Annotated in this window: 19 protein-coding genes and 1 pseudogene; all 20 read right to left on the reverse strand. The window is 40.3% G+C overall.

What is annotated here, in order from left to right:
• Positions 1–2: 2 nt before the first annotated feature.
• Positions 3–2,102 carry an STT3 domain-containing protein gene (locus tag CYP64_RS01010; protein WP_103648346.1) on the reverse strand — a complete coding sequence of 700 codons (2,100 nt, stop codon included), beginning with the start codon at positions 2,100–2,102 and terminating at the stop codon, positions 3–5.
• A complete protein-coding gene (pglJ, locus tag CYP64_RS01015) occupies positions 2,095–3,219 on the reverse strand; it encodes an N-acetylgalactosamine-N,N'-diacetylbacillosaminyl-diphospho-undecaprenol 4-alpha-N-acetylgalactosaminyltransferase (protein ID WP_103648347.1) in 1,125 nt (374 codons plus the stop codon). The genes CYP64_RS01010 and pglJ overlap by 8 nt, the downstream gene beginning before the upstream one ends.
• A complete protein-coding gene (locus CYP64_RS01020; RefSeq protein WP_103648348.1) occupies positions 3,216–4,259 on the reverse strand; it encodes a glycosyltransferase in 1,044 nt (347 codons plus the stop codon). The genes pglJ and CYP64_RS01020 overlap by 4 nt, the downstream gene beginning before the upstream one ends.
• Entirely contained in the window at positions 4,256–5,314 is a 1,059-nt protein-coding gene (locus CYP64_RS01025; protein ID WP_103648349.1) for a glycosyltransferase, read from the reverse strand. The genes CYP64_RS01020 and CYP64_RS01025 overlap by 4 nt, the downstream gene beginning before the upstream one ends.
• Positions 5,311–6,240 (reverse strand): glycosyltransferase family 2 protein, encoded by a 930-nt coding sequence (locus tag CYP64_RS01030; protein WP_258032880.1) that lies wholly within the window; start codon positions 6,238–6,240, stop codon positions 5,311–5,313. The genes CYP64_RS01025 and CYP64_RS01030 overlap by 4 nt, the downstream gene beginning before the upstream one ends.
• Positions 6,241–6,243: 3 nt before the next feature.
• Positions 6,244–7,005 (reverse strand): glycosyltransferase family 25 protein, encoded by a 762-nt coding sequence (locus CYP64_RS01035; protein WP_103648351.1) that lies wholly within the window; start codon positions 7,003–7,005, stop codon positions 6,244–6,246.
• Positions 7,006–8,523 (reverse strand): MATE family efflux transporter, encoded by a 1,518-nt coding sequence (locus CYP64_RS01040; protein ID WP_103648352.1) that lies wholly within the window; start codon positions 8,521–8,523, stop codon positions 7,006–7,008.
• Entirely contained in the window at positions 8,523–9,914 is a 1,392-nt protein-coding gene (locus CYP64_RS01045) for an STT3 domain-containing protein (RefSeq protein WP_103648353.1), read from the reverse strand. The genes CYP64_RS01040 and CYP64_RS01045 overlap by 1 nt, the downstream gene beginning before the upstream one ends.
• A 25-nt stretch (positions 9,915–9,939) precedes the next feature.
• The gene (locus CYP64_RS01050) at positions 9,940–10,650 is read right to left on the reverse strand and encodes an STT3 domain-containing protein (RefSeq protein ID WP_103648354.1); all 711 of its coding nucleotides are present in this window, start codon (positions 10,648–10,650) and stop codon (positions 9,940–9,942) included.
• A gap of 8 nt (positions 10,651–10,658) precedes the next feature.
• Positions 10,659–11,891: a nucleotide sugar dehydrogenase gene (locus CYP64_RS01055; RefSeq protein ID WP_103648355.1), complete on the reverse strand. Its 1,233-nt coding sequence runs from the start codon at positions 11,889–11,891 to the stop codon at positions 10,659–10,661.
• On the reverse strand, positions 11,888–12,328 hold the full coding sequence (locus CYP64_RS01060; RefSeq protein ID WP_103648356.1) for an ecotin family protein: 441 nt from the start codon (positions 12,326–12,328) through the stop codon (positions 11,888–11,890). Before CYP64_RS01060 ends, CYP64_RS01055 begins: the two co-directional genes overlap by 4 nt.
• The gene (locus CYP64_RS01065) at positions 12,325–13,647 is read right to left on the reverse strand and encodes a UDP-glucose dehydrogenase family protein (protein ID WP_103648357.1); all 1,323 of its coding nucleotides are present in this window, start codon (positions 13,645–13,647) and stop codon (positions 12,325–12,327) included. The genes CYP64_RS01060 and CYP64_RS01065 overlap by 4 nt, the downstream gene beginning before the upstream one ends.
• A gap of 8 nt (positions 13,648–13,655) precedes the next feature.
• The gene (gene galE, locus CYP64_RS01070) at positions 13,656–14,639 is read right to left on the reverse strand and encodes a UDP-glucose 4-epimerase GalE (protein WP_103648358.1); all 984 of its coding nucleotides are present in this window, start codon (positions 14,637–14,639) and stop codon (positions 13,656–13,658) included.
• 80 nt (positions 14,640–14,719) lie between these two features.
• Entirely contained in the window at positions 14,720–15,568 is an 849-nt protein-coding gene (locus tag CYP64_RS01075) for a DNA ligase (RefSeq protein ID WP_103648363.1), read from the reverse strand.
• Positions 15,568–16,146: a DNA-3-methyladenine glycosylase I gene (locus CYP64_RS01080; RefSeq protein ID WP_103648359.1), complete on the reverse strand. Its 579-nt coding sequence runs from the start codon at positions 16,144–16,146 to the stop codon at positions 15,568–15,570. Before CYP64_RS01080 ends, CYP64_RS01075 begins: the two co-directional genes overlap by 1 nt.
• Before the next feature lie 9 nt (positions 16,147–16,155).
• Entirely contained in the window at positions 16,156–17,214 is a 1,059-nt protein-coding gene (locus tag CYP64_RS01085) for an NAD-dependent epimerase (RefSeq protein ID WP_103648360.1), read from the reverse strand.
• Between the two features lie 45 nt (positions 17,215–17,259).
• Entirely contained in the window at positions 17,260–17,937 is a 678-nt protein-coding gene (locus CYP64_RS01090) for a DUF4272 domain-containing protein (RefSeq protein WP_258032882.1), read from the reverse strand.
• 38 nt (positions 17,938–17,975) lie between these two features.
• The gene (locus CYP64_RS01095) at positions 17,976–19,322 is read right to left on the reverse strand and encodes an FAD-dependent oxidoreductase (RefSeq protein ID WP_103648362.1); all 1,347 of its coding nucleotides are present in this window, start codon (positions 19,320–19,322) and stop codon (positions 17,976–17,978) included.
• Between the two features lie 130 nt (positions 19,323–19,452).
• Entirely contained in the window at positions 19,453–21,225 is a 1,773-nt protein-coding gene (locus CYP64_RS01100) for a TonB-dependent receptor domain-containing protein (protein WP_258032883.1), read from the reverse strand.
• Positions 21,212–21,474, reverse strand: a pseudogene (locus CYP64_RS10170) (hypothetical protein); the annotation flags it as partial. The pseudogene CYP64_RS10170 and the gene CYP64_RS01100, both read right to left, overlap by 14 nt.

The following is a 21,474-nucleotide window of genomic DNA, read 5'->3' on the forward strand; positions in this document are numbered from 1 at the left end:
ATCTACCTCTTTAGCCTATAAACTTTTGCCGCCCCGTCAAGTATGACTGGCTCAAAGACCTTAGGATCGTATCTTTCAAGCACGAAAAGCTGGATGTAGGCACTATTTAAAATGCTCTCATCAAGGATGATAAATCTGCCATAATCCCTCATAAAAATGACAGAAATGTTTGAACTTTCATTATTTTTATACTCTTTTACATTTAGCTTGCCAGCCTCGTTGTAGTCGGTCTCTATGAAAGATCTTAGTGGTAAGACATTGCCATCATAGATCAAATTTGTGACATCACTTGTTAGAGTAAATCCGCCACTTAGCCTAATGCCCTTTTCGCTTTGCGAGATCGCTCTAGTGGTGATGAAAAGTCCGTTGTTTAGGTTTTTACCACTTTTTAGATCGATCTTACTAAACTGCAAAATGGTCGGAAAAATGCTAAGCATCCTATCTGGCAGGTAATAATATATCTCTCTGCTCTTTGCTGGTAGGCTAAAATTTGCCTCTTTTATCTCGCTAAAAAACTGATCAACGCTTAAATTTCTATCTTTTAAAATTTGAGCCAAGTTGCCATTAAAGTGCTCTTTGAAATTTCGCTCAGTGTATTCTACATCGAGTCTTGCCATATTTGCCGAGCTCATCTCATCGCTTCCAAGCGCAAAACTCACGGCAAAATTTTCACGTCCAAGGTGCTTTCCGCCGTCAATGAGCGTCTTAACATCGCTGTAATATCTAATCGGATATCCATAGTCCCACCACGCAACCACGTAGTCCTCGCGATCCGCGATACTTTTTAGCTTATTTAAAATTTCAACCTCTTTGTGCACAAAAACTGGCTCAGCTTTGTAACCATAGATATGAATGAGTGCCGGAGTTAAGGCGAGCACGATTATAAAAGCTCTCGCAAGATTTAGCACTGCTCCTTTTAGCTTTAAATTTGCAAGCACGAACTCTACTAAGTAGCCAAAGCCAAGTGCCATGATAGGCACAGCATAAATGGTAAATCTAAGGCCACTTTTAAAGGCCAAAAAGCCAAGTGCCAGCATGCCAAGCGAAACAGCAAATGAGCGGTGCTTGTAGCAAAATAGAGCGACGCCAACAAGCGAGATCAAAAATGTGATGACATTTGCGCTGATCCTCTCGCAAAATAGCGTAAAATCAACGACGCTTGACTCTTGGATAGTTTGATTGACATTAAAAAAGTGAAAGCTCATGCCGCCAACTTCAGGCGCATCTCTAAAGACGTAAAATTTAAGCTGAAAGATTATCGGATTTAGCCCGCCACGGATGATAAAAACTATAAATATAACTGCCAAAACACCAAGAGCAATTTTTAAATTTATCACCTCTTTTTTAAATAGACAAAGTGCGTAAATAGCGATGACAGCGATAAATTTAAGAGCTAGATCAAGGTTTGAGATAGCAAGTAAAAGCAGCGAAATTTCAAGGTAAAAAAGTGGATTTTTCCTATCAAAAATGAGCGTGTAAAGTAAAAATAGCCCAGTTAAAATACTAATAAGAGAAAACGCACTCATATACCACCACATATAGATAAGCGCGCTTAAAGGGGCGATTATCAGGCTCTTTGCGTCCTTTTTCTCAAGTACTCTAATAAGTCCCCAGACGACAAAGACGCTAAGTGGGATGATGAGCATGTCAGTGTCGTAATAGCCTGCCATCGTGCGGTTGTAGTAGCTATTTGCGATCACTGCAAGAAGTGCGGCGATGAAGCCAGCAAATTTTAGCTTATACTCATTTGCGATCAAGATGACAGGCACAGCGACAAGCGACGAGAAAAAAACGCTCATATAAATCATCGCCGTCTCAAGCTTGACGCCTAGAAATTTCACGATCCAGTAAGTAAGCGTCGAAAGCGGATAGCCGTAGTAGCTAAGGTCATTTTCTTGGTGAAAGCCAGCTAACATATCCCTTGCGCCCTCGGCAAATGCGTAGCCGTCGTTTGTGCTGATCATCAGCTCGTTGTTCCAGAAAAAGACTGGATACTCGCTCGCCCAAAAGACCCAGTAAAGCCTGCAAACCATGCCAAAGATGACTGCGGCAAATATCATAAGGTATAAAGAGTAATTTTTAAAAAACAAATTTCTATTCATTAGGATTTTCCAAAAAATTTATAAGCTCGATCGCTATGTTTTCACTATCAAAAAATTTAGCCCGATTATACGCAACATTTTCAAAATTTTGCCTTATTTCACGCTCGTTAAGCACCTTTATCATCGCCTCTTTCATCGCATTTTCGTCATCGACAGGCACCAAGATGCCAAACTCGCTCTCGCCCAAAAGCTCCTTTGCGCCGCTTTTATGCTCGGTTGAAATGATAGTTTTTTCGCATGCAAGCGCTTCAAGCAAGACGTTTGAAAAGCCCTCAAAACGCGAAGCACAAAGCAAGCAAGAGGCGTTTTTTATATGCCTAAAAGGATTTTTATCAGTGCCAAGAAGCTTTACTCGCTCGCCCACGCCAAATTTGTCTATCAAATTTTGCAGCTCATCCTTTAAAGGCCCTTTACCAAGGATGCCAAGCGTGGCACGAGGGTCATTGATAGATGCTATTATTTTTATTAGCATGGCTTGATTTTTACCGCTATCAAGGCGGCCTATGTTTATGAAAAATGGCTTAAAATCGCTCTCAAGCGGCTCATCTTTTAGCAAATTTATAGTTTTTAGATCAAGGGCGTTATAAAGCACCTTTGTCTTAGCCTCGCTCATGCTAAAATTTCGCACCAGATCCTCTTTGTTGCCAGCTGCATTTGCGAGGATGAGATCAGCTTTTTTATAAAGATGAGTGAGTAAAAATTTATTAACCCTGCCGCTTAGATCGTTTTTATATAGGATAGACGGGCAGCTTCGCTCGCTGATAACTAGCCTTGACTTTAGCCCTAATATCCTAGCAACCCCAGCGATATAGCATGGGCGGTTCATCAGCACAAACTGCGTGTCGATGCCTAAGTTTTGACAGAGCTTTTTATACTTAAATGCAAGCATTGGCATCGCTAAAAAGAGCCTTGCAAGCTTCTTTAGCCCGCTCTCGTAAGGATCGCTATTTTCTATAAAGTGGATCTGCACCTCGCTTGGGATCTCGTAAGCGATGACCTTGCTCATTAAGATGAGATGAACTTCATAACGTTTAACCAAAAATGGCAGTAAATTTGCCACATTTCGCTCAGCCCCGCCAGGCCCCATCGAGTATAAAAAAACGGCTAATTTTTTCACTTGTTAACAACCTTTTTTATAAATTCTCGCCACTGTTTGATAATGTTTTCTTTGCTGAATAAATTTGCACTTTCACTGGCGTTTTTTGCTAGTTTTTGCCTTAAATTTTCATCTTTTAAAAGCATTTCAAGCTTCTCTTTTAGATTATTTGCGTCGCCATTTTTAAAGATAAGCCCGTCCGTGCCGTCATTTATAAGCTCTCTTGCGCCCACGGTGTCGCTACTTAGCCTAGCGCAGTTAAAGGCACCTGACTCGATTAACACATTTGAAAGCCCCTCGCTTCTTGAGCTAAGAGTGAAAATTTTTGCCTCGCTATAAAGCTTTGTAACGTCATTCATGTGACCTAGAAATTTGACGTTAAGCCCTAAATTTGACGCCATTTGCTTCAGTTGCGCTTCTTGCCTGCCACTGCCTGCGATCTTTATCTCCCAGCCATCAAGTAAGCTCTTATCCGCCTTGCTAAGCGCTTCAAAATAGATATCATATCCCTTTACCTCCTCCAGCCTTGCCACGCTCAATATAACGTTTTGCTTCTCGCAAACTTCAGGCACCTCGATAAAAAGTGGGTTGTGGATGACCTCGCGGTTTTTGGCAAATTTATAGTAGTCGTAGTCGCTTTTACTTAGCACGCTTAAGCCATCTACAAAACGGTAGCTAATATCACGCATAGCGCTTGCGATCTTACTTTTTAGATAGCTGTGCTCGTGATGCTCAGTTGCTATTAGTTTGCTCTTTAGCCCAGCATTTGCCAGCACGCAAGCGACATTTGTCCAGTCGATAAAGCTAATTATCAGATCAGCCCTTTGCTCCTTAAAAAGCGCTCTAAGAGCGAGGATTTTTTTAAATTTTAAAGCGAGCCCTGAGCCAGCGACGTTAAGATTTATGATATTTATTTTTTCACTAAATTTATAAAGTCCAAGATCCTCTTCAAGCAGGGCGATAGTGATCTCATTGTCCTTGCTAAGCTCATTTGCTAGCACGTTTAGCACGCGCTCAGCCCCACCATTTCTAAGTGCGGCTATGACAAAAAGAATTTTCACTTCACACCTCCAAGCCTTAAAAGCTCCAGCCATTTTTTATAAATTTGCTCCACACTAAACTCATCAAGTCTAGCCCTTGCGTTTTTGACAAATTCGCCCATCTTTGCCTCATTTTGGATCAAATTTGCAAGCTTTTCGCTCATCTGATCAGCGTCATTTATCTCGCAAAGCAAGCCATCAAAACCATCTTTTATAAGCTCTTTTGCCCCGCTAGTTCTTGTAGCAACCCGCACGCAGTCATAGTTTATCGCCTCTATCAAGGTATTTCCAAGACCCTCGAAATTTGAGCAAGAGAGCAACACCTTTGCCCTTTTATAAAGCGAAGCGATGTCGCTTACATTGCCTAAGAATTCAACATCAGCGCCCAAGCTTTTGGCTAAATTTTCTAAATTTGCTCTCTCGCCACCATCTCCAGCGACAGCAAATTTATAGCCGCTTTGCTTTAAATTTGCAGCCACTCTTACAAACATTTCGCAGTTTTTTATCTTATTTAGTCTGCCAACAAAGATGATTAAATTTTCTTTAGCAAAGCCCTCACTGCGCACCTCTTCAAAGAGCGGGTTGTAAATTTTCATCACATTTTTGCAAAATTTAGAGTAGTAGTCTAGATCCTCGTCGCTTAAGACGCTAAGTGCGTTTGCAAATGGATAGCTTATGCGTCTTAGCACCTTGAAAATGGCTCTTTTTGGCGCAAGATAGTTTGTGTGCTCGCTTATGATTATAGGCGTTTTTAGTCCGGCTGAACTAAAGAGAACCAAGGTATTTACGGCGTCTAAAAATGATATCACAGCGTCAAATTTGCCCTCTCGTATGAGCGCTCTTAAAGCAAGCACCTTTAAAACTCTCTTTTTTAAATTTCCAACCAAGCCAAGCTCATCAGCCCCAACGCCTAAATTTATGAGCTTCACGCCGCTTGCTAGCTCGTAAAATGGCTCGTCTTTGTCAAATTTAACAAGGCTTACATCATGATCCATGCTAAATCTTGATGCGATCACCGCGCAAACTCGCTCTGCACCGCCACTTCTAAGCGTTGATGTGACAAATAATATCTTCATACACCAAACCTTTGTTTTATCTTCACTCTAAGCTTTGAAAGTGCTGGTAAAATGCCACTTGGAAGCGGGCAAAGCAGTAAGAAAATAAACGCTTCTTTACTAAATTTAATGCTAAGGCTTTTAAAGATACACCTTAGCATAAGGCCATATTCGCCCGCTATTTTGGCGTAGTAAGCGGCGTTTTTATACTGCATAGCTAGAAATTTTGGCTCATTTTTTATAGCGATGTCGTAGTGCAAATTTGCTGTTTTTATGTAGGCGTTTGCCACGTTTAATGCGTGCTTGCCGGCATTTAGCGTAGCACTATCGCTTCTTGCGATGCGGTAGACGTAAAGTGGCTTTTTAAGATAAAAGACATTTTTTTCAAAAAAGCGGATATAAAGCTCATTTTCGCCGCCAAAACTACTCTCATCAAATCTAAAGCCGTCTATAAATTCACGCGAAAAAAGCTTAAAATACTCGCCATTTATCCGCCCGCAGTGATAATCAACCTTGCTCATCGCCCCACTCTTGTTATATGGGCTTCTACCAGCTATCATCTCGGTCATCACGCCATCTTTTTCGCAGATCGCGTCTGCAAAAACGCACGAATACTCGCCACTTTTTAAAATTTCATAACACAAAGCAATCGCCTCTGGCAAAAGCTCATCGTCATCATCAAGCAAGCAGACAAACTCGCCTGTTGCATTGTCAAAGCCGTTATTTTTGTTGCCATTTGGACTTTTTTTGTGAGCGCTGTTTTTTACAAATTTGATCCTAGCATCGTTAAAACTCTTGCAAATTTCGCTTGCACTCTCGTCATCGCCGTCGTCAGTTACTATAATCTCTAGGTTTTTATAGCTTTGAGCTAGAGCGCTTTTTATGGCCTTTTGTAAAAGCTCTGGACGCTTGTAAGTCGCGGTTACTATGCTTATTAACGGCCCCATTATCTAGCCCCTTTTAAAAATTCTCTCATAGCCTCGAAGCTTTTCAAGCCGTGAGAAAAGTATAAATTTAAATGTTTTTATATAGGCCTTTAAATTTGCGCTATAACCTCTCTCAAGGCGCTCGCCCTCGATGTTTGAGCCACTAAGATCTGTTGGGTGCGCAAAAAGATCGCAAAAATACATCTGCATATCATTAACGCCTAGTAAATAGTCCCAAACATCGGTCGTACAAAGCGCACGCTTATGAATTTCAAGCAAATTTTTAGCACTTTTTTTAGTTAGCACATAAGCCCCTGCTCTATAAATGCTTGAAAATGAGTGTTTTGAGACCTGCCAAAGTGGCTTACTTAGGCTAGTATCCACCTTTTTGCCAAAGGCACTAAACCTGCCCTCCAGCCCATCTTGCATGCCACATATCAGCACGCTGTTTTCAGGCATCTTGCTAGCTGCTAAAAAGGCCTCTTTTATCGCCTCATCATCTCCGATCACGTCATCTTCAAAGATGAGGGCAAATTTAGCTTCACTCGCCAAAAATGCCTCGTAAGCTTTTACGTGCGAGAGCGAGCAGCCAACCTCTGCTGGGCTTAAAACCTTGCCATAAGCTTTAAATGATGGCGAAATGATCTTGTAGTATTCCCTCGCGTTTAGCTCCCTGCCATCAACTGCGTCTATTAGCTTAAAGCTATCATAAGAGCTAAATTTTTGCTGCAAAAGCTCGCGCCTTTTGGTATCTTTAGCCAAAGAGATCAGGTAAATTTCATCCATTTAAGACCTTTTAAATTTTTTTAAAATTTTACGCCAGACTATGCCTCGCTCGAAGGCATTAAAAAACAAAAAATATCCCAAAACATAAGCTGCGCTGGCGTATATCGCAGCAAAGATAGCAAATTTTAGCCAGTTATCTAGGCTCACAAAGTCCTTGCAAGCAAACATCGCAAGCACGCAAAGCGCAAAAACGGCTAAATTTTTAAAATAAACCCCGTAAAAGGTGGTGAGCTTCACCTCTAAATTTAAGGCGGCATTTATGAGGTCAAAGCCAAGAATTCTTATACTATAAAAAATAGCTGCGACGATGACGATACCATAAACGCCGTAGTCACTAAATTTAAGCAGTGCGATCTGCGCTATGATCGTGCTAACGCCAAGGATAGTGTTGGCAATGGCTGGTCGGCGAAGCTTGTTTGTTGCGCTATCAAGGTTAAAAAGCGAAAAGACAAAGCTTATAAAGACGATCGGCACAAGTGTGATCATCGAGACGTTGTAGATAAATTTGACCTCATCTGCGCTTTTAAAAGGTAGCCAAAGCGTGTAAAAATCAAGCCCAAAAACGACGAAAAATGCGGCCGGAGCGCTCATCACAAAGGCGATCACCTTCATTGAAAATTTAGCCTCTTTTATGAGGTCCGTGATCAAATTTTTAGAGTAAAGCTCGACAAATTTTGGCGCAAAGATACCGCTAAGCTGCGCTACAAAGCTCTCCAGTATGATAGGGGCGGCCTTGGCGACAGAAAGAAGGCCAGTGGCGTTTGCATTTACAAAGATGTTGCAGATAAATAGGTCCATGCCTGTTAAAAGTATGCGGTTTAGCGCATTAAAGCTGTTCCAAATGCCAGAGCTTAAAAGCTCTTTGATCTTAGAAAAGTCAAATTTACTAAGGCTAAATTTTAGCTCCGGTGTGATGCGAGCTGACATAAAAATGGTGCTAAAAAAGACAAAAAGGCTAGCAACTAGCGCTGAAATGGCGATGTATGAGATAAATGGCTTAAAAAAGAAAAAGAGCGCCACGATGAGGGCTGCTAGGATCGCGCTTGAGATGGCGTTTCTGATGGAGAGTAGATAGAGCTTGTTTGTCACAAAGGCGCAGACCGTCAAAACGCCGTTAAATAGCCCAACGCAGAAATTTATAAAGTAAAAAACAAGGGTCATTCTCACGTCAAAGAGTAAATTTTCAGGGACGTTTAAAAAGCTTTGCAAATTTAGTATAAAAATGGAGCTAAGCACCACGACAACGGCGCAAAAGAAGATATTTACAACAATGACTGATGAGTAGTAGGTATTTGCAAGGCTTAGATCTTTTTTGTGCCACGCATGAGCGACAAAGCGCCCACTGACCGAGTTGATCGCCACGCTCACGACTGCTGCGTAGCTTACGATGGCGTTACTAAGGCCTACAAAGCCAAAAGCCTCATTGCCAAGACTTTTTAAGATAAATGGCGTAAGAAAGAAATTTATGCCCATTGATACGACAAAAACGACGATCGAGCTTATTAGATTGATTAGCATTAGACTTTTAACCTATAAATTTTTACGCCATTTGAAATGATAAATGGCTCAAAGTATCTCTCATCGGCCTTTTCAAATATAAAAAGCTGCACAAAAGATGAGTTAAAAGCATTTTCATCAAGCAACAATATCCGCGCATAATCTTCCAAAAAAACCACATAAATTTTGGCGTTTTCATCTATGATTTTTTCATCTATTCGCAAATCTCTTCCGGCACCTTTTACCTTATAAAATGATTTTACGGCTATTTTTTCACCGTTATGTATGATAAATTTTTGCTCATTTGTAGGTAAAATATAACCATCTCCAAGGTCGATACTAGCTTCGCTAACACCATTTAATACACTAACATGATAAAAATTCTCTTTTTGCCTTTTACCAGTTGTAATATCGATATAGCTATATCTAAAGATATTTGGTGCGATGTCAATCATATTTGGCACAAGATAGTAAAAAACCTCTTTTTTTGCAGCTGGCAGAGTGAAATTTTCGCTTTCAAGCTGACTTAAAAAAGTATTTATATCGCTTGTGTTGTAGTCTTTTAAAATTTTATCTATTGGCCTTATATTTTGCCAAAGTGAGATGTCATTATACGTAACTGCCACTCTTGCAAGTCTAGCCGAAAATGCCTCATCTTTTCTCAAAGCAAGGCTAACAAAATAATTATTTTCGCCACCTTGCCTGCCAGGATCGTTTAAAGTCATAACATCAGCAAAATACCTTATAGCATACCCGTAATCCCACCATGAAAGTACATAATCATCGCGCTTTGCTACCTTTTTGAGCCCATCAAGTGCCGCTGCTTCATCACGGCTAATTACAGTCTTTGGCCTATATGAATAAGCAAAATCTAAATTTATAGCAAGAGCGGCTACGGCAAAAACTAAAAATGATAAATTTTTAATAGATTTTCTAAGATCAAATAAATTTAAAAAAAAATGCAAGAAATACCCAAAACCAAGTGCAATAAGTGGTGTTACATACATAACAAATCTAACTCCACCAAAGAAAGAGAGAAGCCCTAGTCCAAGCATTGGTAATGTAAGTAAGAATGGACGAAATTTCAAGCAAAGTAATAAGTATCCAATAATAGCTGCCAGCAGTATAAGAATATTTCCTGACATAAAATATATAAAATACAAAGGACTAGCACTTTTTACTTCGCTGATGAAATTATATTCATTTATAAAGTGAAATTTATCGCTAAGAATTTCATTACCTTTAAAAACATAAATACCCATTTTTGAAGTAATGAAATCAAAACCACCAAAATAGATAAAAGCAGCTAGCATTAAAGTAAGAAAAATGGCTAAATTTCTAGCTGAGAGTAAATTTTTATATTTGCAAAAAAGAGAGAAAAATAAAGCAATAACTGCTAAATTAAAAATCAAAATTTTATTTGCTATTAGTGGATCTTTAGTTAAAAATATTTGAGCTTACGATGCTTATAAACATAAAAAATATCGCTTGATAATTTTGCACTCTATCTCGCATAAAAACTAGCGTATATAGCAAAAACATAAAGAAAATGCTTAAAATAAGTGCATATGAGCTTTGATACCACCAAAGATAAAGCGATATAAAGACTCCAGGCAAAACGATAAATTTTTGTTCATTTGTGTCTAAAAGCCTGATCAAAAAATAGATGATAAAAAGTGCAAATGTGACATTTAACATATCACTATCAAAATATCCAGGCGATGTCCTTGAAAGATAGCTTGGCAAGATAACACTCATAAACGCTGCCACAGCCCCAGCTTTTAGCGCCTTAAACTCATTTGATATTAAAATGACTGGAAGTGCAATAAGAGGAGCTAAAAAGATACTCATGTAAAACATCACGCTTTCGATCTTAAAAGGAAAAATTTTGCAAATATAAAAAACTATGGTTGAGATTGAGTGATTAAAGGGGCTAAAGTCATTTTGCTGATGAAAGCCAGCCAGCATATCTCTAGCGCCCTCTGCGTAATAATATGCGTCATTTGTCGTAAGCATAAATTCGCCATTAAAGTAAAACTCTGGCATATCCTTTGCCCACAATACCCAAAGCATTCTAGCCGCAAATCCAAACAAATAAGCAGCCAGAAATATAAGTAAAATTTTACAATTTATGCTTACTTTGTGCACTAAATTCCTTACAGTCTAGCGTCAGCCTCTGGGTAGATATTTTTTATATCATAAACTAAATGGCCTTTTAAATTTAGCTTTTTAAACTCATTGTGAGCTACGGCGATCACGATGCAGTCGTAGTCATCTAGGTTATACTCTTTTACTAGATCAAAGCCATACTCGTGTTTTACCTCAGTGCTATCAGCCCAAGGATCGGTCACATCGACCTTGCAGCCAAAGTCTTTTAGCTCATCAACTACGTCTATAACGCGAGAATTTCTTATATCAGGGCAATTTTCTTTAAATGTCATACCAAGAACAAGCACGCGCGCTTTGTTGATAAGCACACCTTTTCTTATCATTAGTTTTATCACTTGATCGGCTGCGTATCTGCCCATATCATCGTTGATACGGCGACCTGCTAGGATCATTTCAGGGTTGTAGCCTACCTCTTGAGCTTTGTGAGTGAGGTAGTATGGATCTACGCCGATGCAGTGACCGCCAACTAGTCCTGGGCGGAAATTTAAGAAATTCCACTTCGTACCTGCAGCCTCAAGCACGTCTATGGTGTTGATGTGAAGCTTTTCAAAGAGCATCGCAAGCTCGTTTATAAAGGCAATGTTGATGTCGCGCTGAGTGTTTTCGATGACCTTTGCGGCCTCTGCCACTTTGATGCTTGAAGCTTTGTGAGTGCCAGCTGTGATGATAGAGCGATAAATTTCATCGACCTTGTCTGCGATCTCAGGAGTTGAGCCACTTGTGATCTTTTTGATCTTTGTAACAGTGTGCTCTTTATCACCTGGGTTTATGCGCTCTGGAGAGTAGCCGCAGAAGAAGTCTTTATTAAATTTAAGTCCGCTCTCTTCAAGTAGCGGCACGCAAATTTCTTCTGTAACGCCTGGATAAACGGTGCTTTCATAAACAACAATGTCACCCTTTTTAAGCACTTTTGTTACACTTTGCGTAGCTTTTACCACTGGTGTTAGGTCCGGGCGCTTGTTCTTGTCTATAGGTGTTGGAACGGTTACGATAAAGAAGTTGCAATCTCTAATGTCTTCTAAATTTAGGCTAAATTTCATGCCATTATCGATCGCTTTTTTCATCTGCTCATTGCTAAGCTCAAGCGTTCTATCATAGCCACTTTTAAGCTCTTCTATACGTTTTGCATTTACGTCAAAGCCGACTACTTCGTACTTTTCACTAAAAGCTGCTGCTAGTGGAAGTCCCACATATCCAAGTCCTACTACTGCTATTTTCATTTACTTTTTCCTTTCTTTTTTGCTTCTATCTTTTTTACGCGTTCATACATTCTTATTTCCGCACTTACACCTTTTGGAGTTATGATTCTAATAGGGCTAATGCCTGGTAAAATTTTAGTAAATTCGTAATAAACCCGCCTCTTTTTCTTTCCGTCCTTGCAGAGCATCATCGTTTGCGCTAGCTCGTCACCGCCGCTAAATTCGTAATAAATCCCGCGCGCGTCCTCTTTTTCCTCGAGCTTTCCACCAAGCAAAAAGGCGAAGTTGCAGTCGATTTCTATCTCTTTAAAAAATGCGACTTCGTATTTAAAATAATCAGGCGGCATCTTTGAGATAGGTAACTCAAAAATATTTTCCTCGGTTTTTGGCACGTTTTCGCCTGCTAAAAGTGCAAATGGAAGCGCGAAAGCCGCGATAAAAAGTAAAAATTTTCTCATGCCTTTACTCCGATTTGGAAATACTTAAATCCATGCTCAGCCAAAATTTTAGCGTTGTATTGATTTCGCCCGTCAAATATGACAGCATTTTTTAGCCTCTCTTTGATCTCCATAAAATCAGGCGATCTAAACTCGCTCCACTCGGTTACAAGCACCATTGCATCGGCGCCATTAAGAGCGTCGTATTTATTTTTAGCGTATTTTACATCTAAATTTGGCATATATTTTTTAGCTTCTTCGCTTGCTTTTGGATCGTACGCCACCACTTTTGCGCCAGCCTCATCCAAAAGTTTTATCAAAGTTAGCGAGCTAGCCTCGCGCATATCGTCCGTGTTTGGTTTAAACGCAAGCCCCCAAAGCGCAATCGTCTTGCCCTTTAGATCGCCACCAAAGAAGTTATAAATTTTATCAAACAGCACTCTTTTTTGAGCCTTATTTCTTGACTCGACCGCGTTTAAAAGCTCTGGCTCAAAGCCATTTTGCCTAGCTGTATAGATGAGCGCCTCGACATCTTTTGGAAAGCAACTACCGCCGTATCCGCAGCCTGGATAGATGAAGCTATATCCGATCCTCGAGTCGCTGCCGATACCTTTTCTTACTAAATTTACATCAGCACCCACGCGTTCACAGATATTTGCTATCTCGTTTATGAAGCTTATCTTTGTTGCCAGCATCGAATTTGCAGCGTATTTTGTCATCTCGGCTGACTTTACGTCCATGCAAATGAGCCTGTCGTGATTTTTCATAAATGGCTCATAAAGCTCTCTCATCACGCTAAAGCCCCACTCACTACTAGCTCCGATAACCACGCGATCTGGCTTTAAAAAATCCTCAACCGCAGCGCCCTCTTTTAAAAACTCTGGGTTTGAAACGACTTCAAATTTAACCTCTATATTTCTCTTTTTAAGCTCAGCCTCGATCACCTCATGCACCTTAGCTCCAGTGCCCACTGGAACGGTTGATTTATCGACTACGATTAGCGGTTTGCTTAAATTTTCTCCGATAGATTTTGCCACCGAGAGGACATATTTTAAATCCGCCTGTCCATCAGCGCCCATAGGAGTACCAACTGCGATAAATAGCACATCTGCATGCTCTAGCGCCTCAGTTATTTGCGTGCTAAATTTAAGCGAACCATTTTTGTAGCACTCGCTCACGATATCAGCAAGCCCTGGCTCATATATCGGTACGACGCCGTTTTTTAGTGCCTCGATCTTTTTTTCATCGACATCGACGCAGATCACGCTGTTACCCATTTTGGCAAAGCATGCACCACTTACTAGCCCAACATATCCAGTTCCGATTACTGCTACTTTCATACTTGTCCTTAATTTTTCTTTTCCCACTCAAGGGCGGTTTTTATGATGAGAGCTAGATCATCTCTTTTTGGCTTCCAGCTTGTTAACAAGCGTAGTTTGCTTGCGTTTGAGATAAGGATAGCCGGATCGCCGTCCCTTCTTGGCGCATTTAACACTTTGAAATTTACCCCACTCACCTCTTTTGCAGTCTCGATGACCTCTTTTACGCTAAATCCTCTGCCATATCCCACGTTAAAAGTTTCACTTCCATTTTGGCTGATGTAGTCAAGCGCGCTTATGTGAGCGTCTGCTAGGTCACTAACGTGAATGTAGTCTCTTACGCATGTGCCATCTTTTGTCGCGTAGTCATCACCAAAAATGCCCATACTCTCGCGCTTGCCAAGTATAGTTTGCACAGCCACCTTGATAAGGTGTGTGGCATTTGGATAGTTTTGACCGATAAGTCCCTCTTCGTCTGCACCTGCTACGTTGAAGTAGCGAAGTATTGCAAATTTAAAATTTTCATTTGAAGCGGCGTAATCTTTAATGATCTGCTCACTCATAAGCTTGCTTCTGCCGTATGGGTTTATTGGGTTTGTAGGCGTTGTTTCGCTAACCTCTGCCACATCTGGCTCGCCGTAAACTGCGGCAGTTGAGCTAAATATAAATTTATTTACATTATAAGTTTTTGCGCATCTTAGCACCCTCGCAACGTTTGCGGTGTTGTTTAGATAGTATTTTAGCGGCTCACTTATACTCTCGAAAACCTCAATAAACGCTGCAAAATGGATGATCGCATCAAATTTACCATTTTCAAAAATTTCACTTAGATCATCTTCTAGATTTGCGTTTATAAATTTAAAATTTCCGATTTTTTGGAGTGCCTCAAGTGCTTTTTGTGAACCCTTGCAGAGATTGTCGATGATGGTTATCTCATCTTTACCTTGCTTTAAAAGTGCTTTTACTACGTGGCTGCCGATGTATCCAGCACCACCTGTTACTAAAATTTTCAAGTTTAAGCCTTTCGTAAAAAGTGGTTAATTTTATCAAAAATAGGGTAAAGCAAAAGTAAAGCAAGGCTTTTGAATAAATTTTAATCTTCTCTAACCCTTAAAAATATTGGAAATCTTGGCTTACCATTAGCAGTTAAATTTTGAAATTTATATGTGATGATAGAGCCTATCTTTGGGGGATTTCGGCGCTTTTCATCGCTTAGTCCTGAGCCTATTTTAAAGATAGTGCCAGATTTTGGCTCACCAGCTTTTTCTTCATCCTGCTTGTCACCAAGTGCTTTGCAGGTAAGCGAGCCAGCAAATTTTGCGTATTTGCCGCTGCCTTTGTTTATAGCGGTCACTTCACACTCGGCATCTTTAAATTTCTTAAATTTCAGTGCATTTTTGCTTCTTTTTCGCTCGTACGGCACATTTGGCTCACGCACGACTGCTCCCTCTCCGCCTTTTACAATAATGTCCTCTGTGAATTTTAAAAATTGAGCGTTATCTCGCATTTTTATCTGTTTTATGATGATCAAATTTTCATTTGGCTTATTTTTTAGAAATTTAGCCAAAACTTCAAGACGGTCAAGCAAGCCACCACTTGCCTCAGGCACGTCAAAAACGTGAAATTTAAGCCTTCTCCAAGCTTTTTCATCGGGCAACTTATCCATCACTGTTGCTTGAATTTCTTCAAACTTAAGCTCCTTTGCGTAAAGCTCGCCATCGAGTGCAAATTTTGGGAAATTTTTAGTAAAACTTAGCGGTGCATTTAGCTTTTTGCCCTGTCTTGATAGTAAATTCTCTCCGTCCCAGTAGGCACGCACGCCATCAAGCTTCTCGCTAGCTAGCCAGCCACTGACATTTTGATCTTTATACTCGCTAAGGCGCAGCAAATCAAGAGAAAATGCAAAATTTAAAAGGGCTAAAGCCACAAAAATTATTCTAATCAAGCTTTTGCCTTGCAAAAACAATAATCCATATGATCGTCTACAACGCCCACACTTTGCAAAAATGCATAGGTGCTAACTGAGCCTAAAAATTTAAACCCTCGCTTTTTTAGCTCCTTTGCCACAAAGTCTGACATAGGCGTAGTGGCTGGCACTTGTTTGATATCTTGATAGTGATTTATGATCTGCTTGCCGTCAAATTTGGAATCAAATTTTTTTAATAAATATCCCCACAAATAGTCATAAAAGCTGCCAAATTCTTTGGTTACGGATAAAAATGCAAGGGCATTTGCAGAGAGTGATTTTAGTTTTAATTGGTTACGAATCAGCCTCTCATTTTGCATAAATTTAGCTATCTCAGCCTCGCCGTAATGCTTGATCTTCTCTGGATCAAAGCCATCAAACGCCGCTCTCATTGCCTCTCTTTTTTGAAGCACTCCATGCCATGAAAGTCCCGCCTGAAAGCCCTCCAAAACTATCATTTCGAAAAATTTTCTATCATCTTTTACGACTTTGCCCCATTCATTATCGTGGTAAGCTATATCAAGCTCGCCTTTTGCCCATTCACATCGCCTCATCTGCGTCCCTTAAATCTTAACTCCGTAAAACTCGCAGTACCACTCGACAAATTTAGCCACGCCGTCATTTACTTTTGTATTTGGCTTGTAGTCAAAGTCGGCCACCAGATCGCTCACGTCCGCAAATGTCGCTGGCACGTCGCCTGCTTGAAGTGGGAGAAAATTTTTCTTGATCTCACGGCCGATCTTTATCTCAACAGCCTTGATGTAGTCCATGAGCTCAACTGGGCTGTTGTTTCCGATGTTATAGACTTTAAATGGTACTTTTGAAGTGGCAGGATCTGGGTGTTTCGCATCCCAAGCTGGATTTGGCTTAGCAGGGTTATCTATGCACTTAATGATGCCCTTTACGATGTCGTCCACGTAGGTAAAGTCACGCTTCATCTTGCCATAGTTAAAAACATCGATAGTTTTATCTTTAAGCGCAGCATCAACAAACAAAAATAGCGCCATATCAGGGCGTCCCCATGGTCCATAAACTGTAAAAAAGCGAAGTCCAGTCGTTGGCACGTTAAATAGATGACTATAAGTGTGAGCCATCATCTCGTTGCTCTTTTTGGTCGCTGCGTAGAGACTTATTGGGTGATTGACCGCTTCGTGCGTAGAAAAAGGCATGTTCTCATTTAGTCCATAAACCGAGCTAGAGCTTGCATAGACTAGGTTTTTGATCTCGTTGTGACGGCAGCATTCTAGGATATTTGTAAAGCCAGTGATGTTGCTATCTATGTAGGCTTTTGGGTTTATGAGCGAGTAGCGAACGCCAGCTTGTGCGGCTAAATTTACCACTACGTCAAATTTCTCTTTAGTAAAAAGCTCTTTCATAGTCTTTTCGTCGGCCAAGTCGGCTTTTATAAATTTTAAATTCGGATGCGTTTTTGAGGTGATTAGCTTGCCATACTCTATCTCGCTCACGTCAAAGCCAGCCGTTTTTAGGCGTGCAAGCTTTAAATTTACGTCGTAATAGTCATTTATTACATCATATCCAACGACCTCATCGCCACGTGCTATAAGGGCATTTGCAAGGTGAAATCCTATAAATCCAGCTGTTCCAGTTACTAAAATTTTCATATTTTTCCTTTCATTTTTGGCTTATTTTAGTGCAAAAATATAAATTTACGTATTTAGATCAGGATGATCCCAAGCGTTAAATTCGGCCTTTATGTCATCATTTTCTTGCCCTTTGCAACATAGCCACTCAAGCCCTGCACGTCTTTCCATAACGACCTCTTCGTCAAGTCCAGCAACCTTTTTGCCATTTATCCTAGCATCTACACACGCCCAGTGATAACGATAAACTAGGTCAAGTTTGCTTAAAATTTCATCCAAACTGCGTAGTTTTGAACGATTTTTTAGTCCGCCTTCTCTAAAGACATTCATCACAAAATCACAGTCACAAATTTTATCCATCTCACCGATATCTTCTGCGATGCCAAGCGCCCAAAGCAAGATCCAAAGTGACTCATACTTCCAGCCCATATTTACGGTCAAATTTATATCAGCCCTGCCCTCTACGACCTCTTTTTCTTTTACACTTAGGTCATTATAAAAATCGCCCAAAAAGTCTTTAGCCCAGGCTATCTCATCTTCACTTAGGTGGCCATTATCGCGGATAGTGCAAGCACACATGATCGCTGTAAATGAGCAAACCGCACGAGCAATGATCTCATCAACGCTTCTTGGCGTAACTTCACTATTGTCATACCTTAGTGGCAGACTCTCAAGCACAGCCACGCCCTCTTTTTTTAAAATTTTTATACTTTCATCTTTTCTTTGTTGTGCTGTTTTTGGCATATCCGCACCTTTTTTAAAAATATCAAACACTCCCATTTTTATTCAAAAAACTCGGCGTTAAATTTTTCTTCGTTAAAATTTTTACCTAAAAATTTACAGGCTTCGATCATATCAATTCTTGCTATCTCAAAACAACTCGTAGCCCCAGGACTTGGAGTCATATTAAAACTTATGCCCTCGCCTGTGCTTATCTTGCCCTCGCCAAGCTCAAGGCACTTTTTATTACGGTCGATAACTTGCGGTCTTACGCCGCCAAAATTTATAGCATAGCTCAGATCGTTTTCACTTAGGCTTGGTACGATCTTTCTAGCATCTTTTACAAATTCTTTTTTATTGATAAATGGCACTTCAAATAAGAAATTTCTTAAAATATAAGATCTGATGTCGCTATCTTTTAAGAGATTTGTAAAGACTTCAAAGATGTTTTTATCAAATTTTAGGCATTTACAAAAGTCAAAAAAGCTTGAACAGCCGTGGTATCTCTCTAGTTTTGGTATGACTAGGGCTGTTGGTCCAAAGCGAGTGTTGCCGTTAGCTAAGATATCTGGATCGCCATGAAGCGCGGCAAATGGGAGCTTATCGTTTTGCACCATATAGACTTTGCCGTTTAGTAAGCGTTTTTTTGCGAAATAAAAGCTTCCAGCAACGGGCAGTGTGCTAAGATGAAGCCCATAACCCATTTTGTGAGCTAAAAATAGCGAGTGTCCTCCAGCATCTACTACAACGTAGTTTGCAGTGATCACTTCGCCATCATTTATCTTTATGTGAAATGTATCGCCCGCCTTTTTTATATCAGTTACTTCTGAGTTTAGGCTGATCTCATAGCCATCTGCGCCTAAATTTAGCGCATTTTGCACAAGTGAGTTTGCTAAGCCACCAAAGTCCATCGTCGTAAACTGCCCATTTTGCGTGCCTATGGCGATGATGTTTTCTGGCCTCTCATTACCATTTGCGTCAAAAACGACGTTTGGCTCGATCTGTTTTAACTTCTTTTTGTCATAAATTTCAAGGTAAGGAAAAAGCTCCTTAAAACTCTCATATCTCTCTTTCATGCGCTCTACTTCGGTATCTCCGATAGCTAGTGCCATTTTTTGATGAGCGAACATATATTTGCCCTCTAGATTGTATTTTAGAGCATATTTTACTGGCATATTTGCCACACGAGAGACTTTTTTCGCCTTTTCTAGTGTGTAGTTTGTCTCGATATCGCCACAATGAATGGTTTGTGAGTTGCCTTTGCCGTTTGAATTTAGAGTAGCTACACCGTCATATTTTTCTAAAAGTGCGACTTTTTTTATGTCGCTAAATGCAGCCAACTCATAAAAGAGCGCCGTCCCACTAATGCCTGCTCCGACAATTACCACTTCAAAGTGCTTCTGCCTCATTTTTTCTCCCAAAAAAGTTTAGTCGCCCAAATGATACTATATTAAATTTAAATCAAACAGCAAAAAGTAGAAAGTGAAATTTTACCTGTGTAAAAGAGAAATTTGGCAAGAGTTTCCCCTTGCCGTGAAGTTAAAATTTATAAGAGACGTTTACTTTGAAATTTCTACCTGGCTCCCAGTCTATCGTATTTTGATTGCCTGTGTAGTCAGCTATCCTTTGAGAATGCGAAGCATATGCTTTGTTAAATAGATTATAAATTCCAGCATTTATCTCTAGTCCTTTAAATTTACCGCTACTTGGCGCATAGGTAGCATAGATATCGCTAACTGCATAGCTTGGTATCTTGACATTTTTATCATCGCCAGCTGAGACGGTATTTTTAGAGGCAAAGTAGATTAGGTTGTAGCCTATTAGCGTATCGATGCTAGAAAATGCGTACTCTGCGTTAAATGTATATTTATCGCCCTGATCGCGGTAACCGATGACATTTGAGGTCGAATAGCAAGGCCCAACAGTTCCTGGCCGACAAGATGTCAATACCCTATCTTTATATTTTACATTTTGATGAGTGTAGCTAGCAGCTAGGCTTAGTGCGTCTAAATTTAGCCTTGCAAGTAGCTCTACGCCACTTATATCAGCTCCACCAGCGTTTATCCTCTTTAAAGCTCCATTTGCTGCGTTGTTATCAACTATTAAATTTTTATATTTTGTCATGAAATATTTTGCGGAAAGGCTATATGAGCTAGCTTCATTTATATCGCCATGGTATTTAAGACCAGTTTCATAGCTATTACCAGTGGTCGCTTTTAGATCTTTATTTGCTTCAAAATTTTTTGCTCTACCTGCATACATAGACTCTATTACGTCAGGCCCTCTAAAGACTCTTGCGTAGCTTGCAAATGCGTGTAGCCCTTTAATGATCTCATAATCAAGCGCAAGCGCTGGGGTAAATTCATTAAATTTATAGGTGTAGCTCCTTACATTTCCAGCTCTGCCGTCGTAGCTTTTTAGCTCGTGATGAGTATATCTGATGCCTGGAGTGATGGTGAGCGAGCTAAAATTTAGCGCATCTTCTGCATAAACTGAGTAGTTATTTACCTTTTCTGGGTAGTGATTATCTGGTTTGTTGAAATTTTTACTTTGATAAAACTCAGCGCCGTATCTAAGCGTCTGCGTCAAAGCGCCGGTCTCGACTATACTCTTAGCCTTTGCATTTATGCCGTTTGTTTTTACGCCTAAAATTTTTAAGACCGGGTCATCTTTTTTATGCTCAGTGTTGTATACCGTTACATCTAAATTTAGAAGATCACTTGGTTTATACTCGTATTTTAGCGTTGTAGTATCACGTTCATATTTTCGGTTATCAACAGGATAATCACCAGTATACCAGCTGCCAAACTCGGCTCTCATTGGATACATGCCTTTAAATTCATTATGCTCTCTTGAGATAGAAATTCTATGTGCATCAAGGAAGCTATAGCCAAGCTTTAGAAGATAGCTAAGGTCGTTTCCGTCACCGCCTATCTTTCTTTTATTACCACTTTTGCCGTAGTCGTAGCCTTTGTGATTAATAGCAGCTATAAAGTCAAGCCCATCAACCGGTGCAGTAAAGAGCATAAGACCTTGAGAAAATTCGCTATTATTTGAGGCGTATCCTGTCTTTATCTTTGCACCGATGATCTCACCACTTTCTAGCAAGTCTTTTGCGTCAACCGTTTTAAAGGCGACCGAGCCACCAAGTGCGCCTGAGCCGTTTACTACTGACCTTGAGCCAACTTCGACATCAACGGCTTTTATAAGATCTGGGTCGATTATTAAGTCAGCGTTGTGGTGAAACGTGTTTCCATTTTGTTTTGCGCCATCTACTGCGATGTTTAGGCCGCGGTCACTAACACCCCTCATGTAAATTTTTTTGATTCATACCGTTTGTGCCGCCCACGTAGACGCCAGGGATGTCCCTCATCACATCTTTTACAAGACCAGCGTTTCTAGTTGAAATTTTGATGTCATCAACGCCATATCCGCCACTGCTACTTGTTACCTCAACTCCGCTTAATACACTCTCGTCTGCCCCGTTTGCACAAACTGCTATGCCTGCTGCAAGAGAGAGTTTAAATAAGCTTTTAAATCTCATATTTCCTCTTAATTTGG

Source organism: Campylobacter concisus (assembly GCF_002913945.1).
In the GTDB taxonomy this organism is placed as follows: domain Bacteria; phylum Campylobacterota; class Campylobacteria; order Campylobacterales; family Campylobacteraceae; genus Campylobacter_A; species Campylobacter_A concisus_P.